Source organism: Pseudoalteromonas sp. AOP7-A1-14 (genome assembly GCF_052376275.1).
Classification (GTDB): domain Bacteria; phylum Pseudomonadota; class Gammaproteobacteria; order Enterobacterales; family Alteromonadaceae; genus Pseudoalteromonas.
Genome location: NZ_JBQSVO010000157.1, coordinates 1 through 6,258, shown reverse-complemented (window position 1 = coordinate 6,258; position 6,258 = coordinate 1). Strand labels below are relative to the sequence as shown.

General features: G+C 39.2%; 5 protein-coding genes. 2 read left to right on the top strand and 3 right to left on the bottom strand.

Annotated features, from left to right (window positions below; genetic code table 11):
- Both ACT3RM_RS16560 and ACT3RM_RS16555 read right to left on the bottom strand, forming a co-directional pair.
- The coding region (locus ACT3RM_RS16560) for a sensor domain-containing diguanylate cyclase (protein ID WP_444511426.1) at positions 1–1,105 on the bottom strand (1,105 nt) is incomplete at its 3' end.
- A gap of 51 nt (positions 1,106–1,156) precedes the next feature.
- Positions 1,157–3,877 (bottom strand): insulinase family protein, encoded by a 2,721-nt coding sequence (locus tag ACT3RM_RS16555; protein ID WP_441836045.1) that lies wholly within the window; start codon positions 3,875–3,877, stop codon positions 1,157–1,159.
- Between the two features lie 196 nt (positions 3,878–4,073).
- Here ACT3RM_RS16555 and sixA point away from each other — a divergent pair, with 196 nt between their 5' ends.
- Both sixA and ACT3RM_RS16545 read left to right on the top strand, forming a co-directional pair.
- Entirely contained in the window at positions 4,074–4,544 is a 471-nt protein-coding gene (sixA, locus tag ACT3RM_RS16550; RefSeq protein WP_441836044.1) for a phosphohistidine phosphatase SixA, read from the top strand.
- A gap of 144 nt (positions 4,545–4,688) precedes the next feature.
- Complete coding sequence (locus ACT3RM_RS16545; protein ID WP_441836043.1) at positions 4,689–5,426, top strand: SDR family oxidoreductase; 738 nt, start codon at positions 4,689–4,691, stop codon at positions 5,424–5,426.
- 32 nt (positions 5,427–5,458) lie between these two features.
- Here ACT3RM_RS16545 and ACT3RM_RS16540 read toward each other — a convergent pair.
- Positions 5,459–6,258: AEC family transporter (locus ACT3RM_RS16540; RefSeq protein ID WP_444511425.1), on the bottom strand; the 800-nt coding region annotated here is incomplete at its 5' end.

Genomic DNA, 6,258 nt, shown 5'->3' with positions numbered 1-6,258 from the left:
TAGCAAGTAAGCTGTCACCTAGGTGATGACCGAGCGAGTCGTTAATTTTTTTAAAGTCGTCTAAATCAAATACTAATAAAGCATGATGAGCGCCTTGTTTGGCGAGCTTTTTAAGGTTAATAAAAAATAAGTTACGGTTAGGTAAGCCGGTTGTACGGTCGCGGTTAGATAAGTTATGAAGTTGCGACTCGGCTTTTTTTCGCTCAGTTAAGTCAGAATACACTACGACATAATTACAAATTTGCTGTTGCTCGTTTTTGATTTCATCAATCGAAATCTCGACTGGAAGTATAGTGTGTTCGCTGTTACGAAGTTTTAATTCTTGTTGCCAGTGCTCGGTGTCGCGAACTGTTTTTTTAATTTCATCAATATAGCTTTTATCGTAGCCAAACAAGGTAAAAGGTTTACTTAAATAGTGTTCGCGCTTACCACCAAATAAGTTTAAAAAGCCAGGGTTTAAATCGACTAAATTAAAGTCTTTATCATAAATGGCAATGGCGTCAGTTAATGACTCCACGCATTTAGCGAATAAATTTAAGCGCTCTTCGGTGGCTTTTAATTGGGTAATATCCCTTAGCGTGCCAGCCATGCGAGTGGGAGTTAAGCTTGCATCTTTTTCGATTATTTTGCCTCGATCAAGCACCCACTGCCAATGTCCTAAATTATCTTTTAAACGATAACTTGCTTCGAAAAAGTTAGTTTTTTGAGCGAAATGTTGTTTTAGTAATTGCTCAACTTGAGTTATGTCGTGGGGATGAATTAAAGTCCTGTGGGGAGGAAAATCAACGTTATTACTTCTGTTTAAAGCGTATTTATCATTGATTCTAAAAACTTGCTTATTGGTAATGTGCCAATCCCAAAGCGTATCTCCGCTGCCTTCGACCGTACTTTTTAAGCGTTTTTCTGAAATGTTAAGTTGGTGGCGAGATCTGCGCAGTTTGTAAATAGTAAAGAGTAAGTAGGGCAGTACTATAAGAATAAATAGGCTCGGTAAATATTGCAAATAGCTTTGTGGAAGCACTGACACACTAAAGCCAAAGCTCAATGGGCTATAGCTTAGTAATAAAATTGTTAGTAACGATGTTATTATCTTTTTAATTATCATTATGTAATTCTTATATTTGCAACGATAATTTAAATCAAGCGCTTTGAAGAGTCAAAGAGAATGCATATAAACTTCACTTTTTTTCTGTTTATTGGGCTTTGCAGAGCTTAACAGTTCATATCTTGGCCTATCATCCTGAAAGGTCGCTCTCGCATAGTTTAAAATGTCTTGTAGGCTAAGCTTTTCAAGCTCGTTTAGTAATTTTTTTTGAATATGAAATTGGTGATCTTGATTGCCAATAGCAAGCCACAAACGTTGTGAGCGTAAGCGAAGGTTTTTGTCTTTCTCACCAATATGCGTTTTTAAACCATGCTTTTTCTGTTGCCATTGCTGCTCGCTTAATTGTTTTAAAGACGCGACATACTCATTAATAAAGCTATTATGGCGAGCTAAAATAGTTTCAGGCGCATAGTTTGGCGATTGCACGTAAAAAGCAATTCCAGCGCGGGTATTAAATGGCGCATAACCTGCACCTACTAAGTAACCGAGTTGTTGATTGGTTCTAAGTTCATTAAAGTAATCTTGATTGATTAAATGGTTTAAGGCCATCATCTTTACTTTTTCAGCTACAGAATCGGTTAGCGTTTGATAATAAACTACCATTGCATTATCGCTGCAATTAAGTGTCAGCGGATTGTGCGTGACTTTATTAATTTCTACCAAAGGGCGTGTTAAATCCTCAATTGCGGTTGATTTTACTAAATGTTTGCTGAGTTTTTTATGGAAGTCTTCGGCATCTTTTTTTTGCCAGTTACCATGTAAAAATGACTCGACGTGCAGCGCTTTAAAAAACTCACTTCTAAAGCAATTAAACTGATGAAAACTAGTATCTTTTAGTGCTTTTGCCAAGGTGTTAGGTTCAGGGTTCCATGGCATTATTTGAGCGGCTAATACACTAAATAGTTCACCAACAGGCTTGTTATGGTTACTATTACGCCAATGCCTTACTAGTTGTTTTTTATATTCGGCAAAGCGTTTTGCACAAATGTCGACATTGAATAGCGCATCAATTAATTCATCTACCAAGGTTAATTGGCTTGATGAGAGTCCTGCGGTATGTAAGGTCAACCCGCCTTGATGTGAAGTTAAATGATAGCTTAAACCTGCCAGCTCTGCGGGGTAAAATTTTTCAGCTACACTGTCCATAAATAAATCAGCAAAAAGCCGTGTAAGTGCCATATGCTTAACATCTTTGACTGCAAAGTCAGAATCCATAGCTAGATAAAAATGACCTTTTGCTACGCGAAAGGTGTTGTCTTGTTTAAACCAAAAATCAAAGCCAGGTTGTTGTACTAACCGTGTTGGTTTAGTTTGCGGTGCAAGTACGTCATGCAGTACCACCTCTTTAGTTAAATAGGGATTTGCAGTTGGTAAAAGCATATCGGGTAGGGCTGTGTTTATTTCTGCTAACGCATCTAGCCAACAAGATGAAATTGGTTCCACGCGATACGGTGTATTATACCAAGCGGTTTTATGTTCGGGCTCTACATCCGGATGAATAAGTACTAAGCGCATATTGTGTGGGGTTAACCACTGCATAGCTGTTTCATGGGCGACTTGATTAAAGCCATCCATTAAATAGTCGCCTTGCACATAATGAGTTTCATCGTAATGCTGCATGTTGATACTTAAGTTACTAACCCAGTCAATTAAACGGGCTTGTTCTTGGTTATCAAAGGCGATTTGTAGCAGGTTCTTTTTATCTTGATAAAGTCGCGGTAGTTTATCTGTGTTTTGGGTAATTAAAAAAATGTATTCAAACACCATTTCTACAATATCTTCATAGTACTCAATACCTTCATCAGTAAGCGCGACACTAATATTAAAATCTTTAAAGTTACTACCATTAATGCCGCCACCGGCGGACAATGCATTGATCCAGCCTTGTTCTTTTAAAATAGAATACAATGAACCTTGGCCTTCATAACCGAGTAAATGGGCAATAAAACTCACCGTTTTATGGCGGTAAAAATCATCTATATTCGGCATAGCAAAGCTAACGATCAGCTTTTGCATGTGCTTATGCGGCTCAATATGTAGTACTTTCCCTAAATCTTCAGAACGATAAAGAGGTGCTTTAATAACCGGTTTTTGAGTGCTTGAGCCTTTAATATCGCTAAATAGCTGCTGCGCCCATAGCTCCATCGTTACAATATCAGCACTTGAACAAATAACCAGTGTCATCCACTGGGCTTGATAATACGTATTAAAAAATGCCTGTAGTTCGTCGCTAATACAGCCGTGACGGTCGGCCAAGGTTTGTTGGTTACCGACTGAAAACTTTGCAAAAGGGTGGTCAGGGTTAACGGTTTCTTTATGAGCTTGGTAAATGCGTCTGCCATCGTCTTTTATTTTCAGTTTAAACTCGGCCTCAATGGCATTTCGCTCTTTCTCAGTTTCAGCCGGGTTTAATAAAGGCGCGATAAAAAAACGACTAAATTGTGCCAGTGCTTGTTCAAACTCTTGGTTATTAATATCAAAAAAGTAGCAGGTATGTTCAGTGCCGGTCCACGCATTGGTGTTACCACCGGCTTGAGAAACATAATTGTTAAAGCCGCCAGATTCTGGAAATTGATCAGTGCCTAAGAAAAGCATGTGTTCCAAAAAATGGGCAAGGCCCTGCCTATCAAGGGGATCGTCAAAATGGCCGGCATTAACCGCCATAGAAGCCGCTGCCTTCGACGAATCTTTATCTTGAACTAATAGAATTTTTAGACCATTGTCCAGTGTGAGGGCACGGTATGTTCTGTTATCATTGCGGCTGATATTCAAATGATGCTCCTGAAACGTTAAAGTTTACTTGTTAACAACAGATGATAACTTCAGGACAGCATTGAAACTGCAACTGGATTCTACCTGAATATCATAAGCGATTTCTTGTTAGATGAGTCGTATGACTTAGTTTTAATATAGCGGACAATCGGGCAAACTGGCTACTGTTTTATATTCTTTAATTGGTTGATTTTTTATGAAAACAATCTTAATAATGCGTCACGGTGAAGCAATGCCTATGCAGGCTGATGATGCGGGTAGAAAGTTAACCCAACATGGCCACCAAGAAACAGCAAAAATGGGGTGTTGGCTACAAGCGCAATACCTACCCACCGGTTTGTTGGTAAGTCCTTACATTCGTGCGCAGCAAACCGCCACAGAGGTAAAGGCTAACAATACTTTCTCTTTTGAGCAAACTTGCCAAGATATGGTGCCGGAGGGTAACCCACAAGTTGCGGCCGACTACTTGGAAACTCTAATTGCCATGCATCCTGAGTGCAATTCTTGGTTGTTAGTTGCGCATATGCCCATAGTTAGTTATATAGTTGACCAACTTTGTCCCGGTAATATGCCTATTTTTAATACCGGTGCTGTGGCCGTTATTGATTATGACGAAACTAAGCAAAAGTGCCAATACCGCAGCATTCATGCCCCAGCCAATATTTAAAGTTACTGATACTATTTAATAAATACTGCTTAACAACTGGCTTTGTTAAGTTAGTGCCAAATTACCTTAGTGAATTTTATTATGACTATTGAACGCCTGCAAACGACTGCGCATGTGTTGCTTTATTTTATAAAAGGATCATTTATGTCTGCTAATTCTGTGGTGTTAATTACTGGGGCAAGTCGAGGAATAGGGGCTGCTACGGCTATCTATTTTGCTCGCCATGGTTATGACGTCTGTATTAATTATAAAACGAATCAATATAGCGCTGAACAAGTAGCCGAGAAAGTTCGTGGCTATGGTGTGCGTGCTGAAATAATAAAAGCAGACGTGTCTAAAGAGGTGAACGTTGTTGCCATGTTCCAAAAATTGGATGAATTATTTGACGAAATAGCTGTGTTGGTCAATAACGCCGGTATTTTAAAACCACAAATGCCACTGTTAGAAATGGATGCTGCGCGTATAAATGAAATACTCACCACTAATATCACTAGTGCTTTTTTGTGCAGCCGTGAAGCCATTAAACGAATGCCACAAGGTGGCTGCATTGTAAATGTTTCATCCGGTGCAGCAAAAACAGGTTCGCCAAACGAATATATCGATTATGCGGCATCTAAAGGGGCGATGGACACATTAACAATTGGTTTAGCAAAAGAAGTGGCTAAACAAAATATCCGCGTTAATTCAGTAAGACCAGGATTAATTTACACCGACATGCACCTCGATGGCGGCGAAGCAAATCGCGTTGATAGGCTCAAACAAAAACTACCTTTAAGACGTGGCGGGCAGCCAGAAGAAGTGGCCGCTGCGATTTATTTTTTAGCCTCTGAGCAGGCATCATTTACTACCGGTGGTTTTATTGATGTTGCGGGTGGCTTATAAAGTGACAGTAATAAGCCATCCGAGCAATAACGCTATAGTAATAAAGCTAGCCAAAAAGTAAAACTAACCACACTCAATACCGTTGATAATACCACCGCCCCTGCGAGCGTTACTTGGTGCTGGCCTATTTGGCTGGCAATGAGGTAAGCATTCACTCCCACCGGGGATGCACTTAAAAGTACCAGTACGGTTAAAGTTTGCTCGTTTAAAGTAAATACATAAGTACCTACTAAAAATACCAATGCAGGGAGTAAAAATATCTTCATTAATGAGGCAATTAGTGCTGGTTGCCAGTTTGCGGCTATTTTATAAAAGGCTAAATTGGCTCCTAGTACAAATAGGGCACAGGCTATAGCGGGTGTTGCTAGTAGCTCTAAACTACTTATTAGGTTTTCGAATAGTTCAATTCCTGAAACATTGATAATTAATCCGCAGCCGATACTAAAAACAATAGGGTTTAAGACCATGCTCTTAGCAAAATTTGGCCATGAAAAACGCTCAAGGTTGCCTTTAGCACCAATTAAATAAGTAAGTGCAAACAACAAAGTGCTATGGAACGTGATGATCATAAAGGCAATGGCAATCATTTCTTTGCCAAGAGAAGCAATGATAATAGGAATGCCGACCAGCACCATATTTGAATAGCTAGATGCTAAGCCAAACACACTGTGTCTTTGATAGTTTTTTTGTTCAGCTAAATAAAAACGGTCGAATAATATTCCTAAGCTAAACACGGTTAATACTGGTACATAAAAGCTGAGAAAAGCGGATAGGCTTAAACTTTGGTGTAAATCTATTTGCGCCATATTTAATAATAAAAAAGCAGGTAAAC

Coding starts and splice junctions, on each gene's coding strand:
- sixA (WP_441836044.1), top strand. CDS start 4,074: ATGAAAACAATCTTAATAATGCGTCACGGTGAAGCAATGCCTATGCAG.
- ACT3RM_RS16545 (WP_441836043.1), top strand. CDS start 4,689: ATGTCTGCTAATTCTGTGGTGTTAATTACTGGGGCAAGTCGAGGAATA.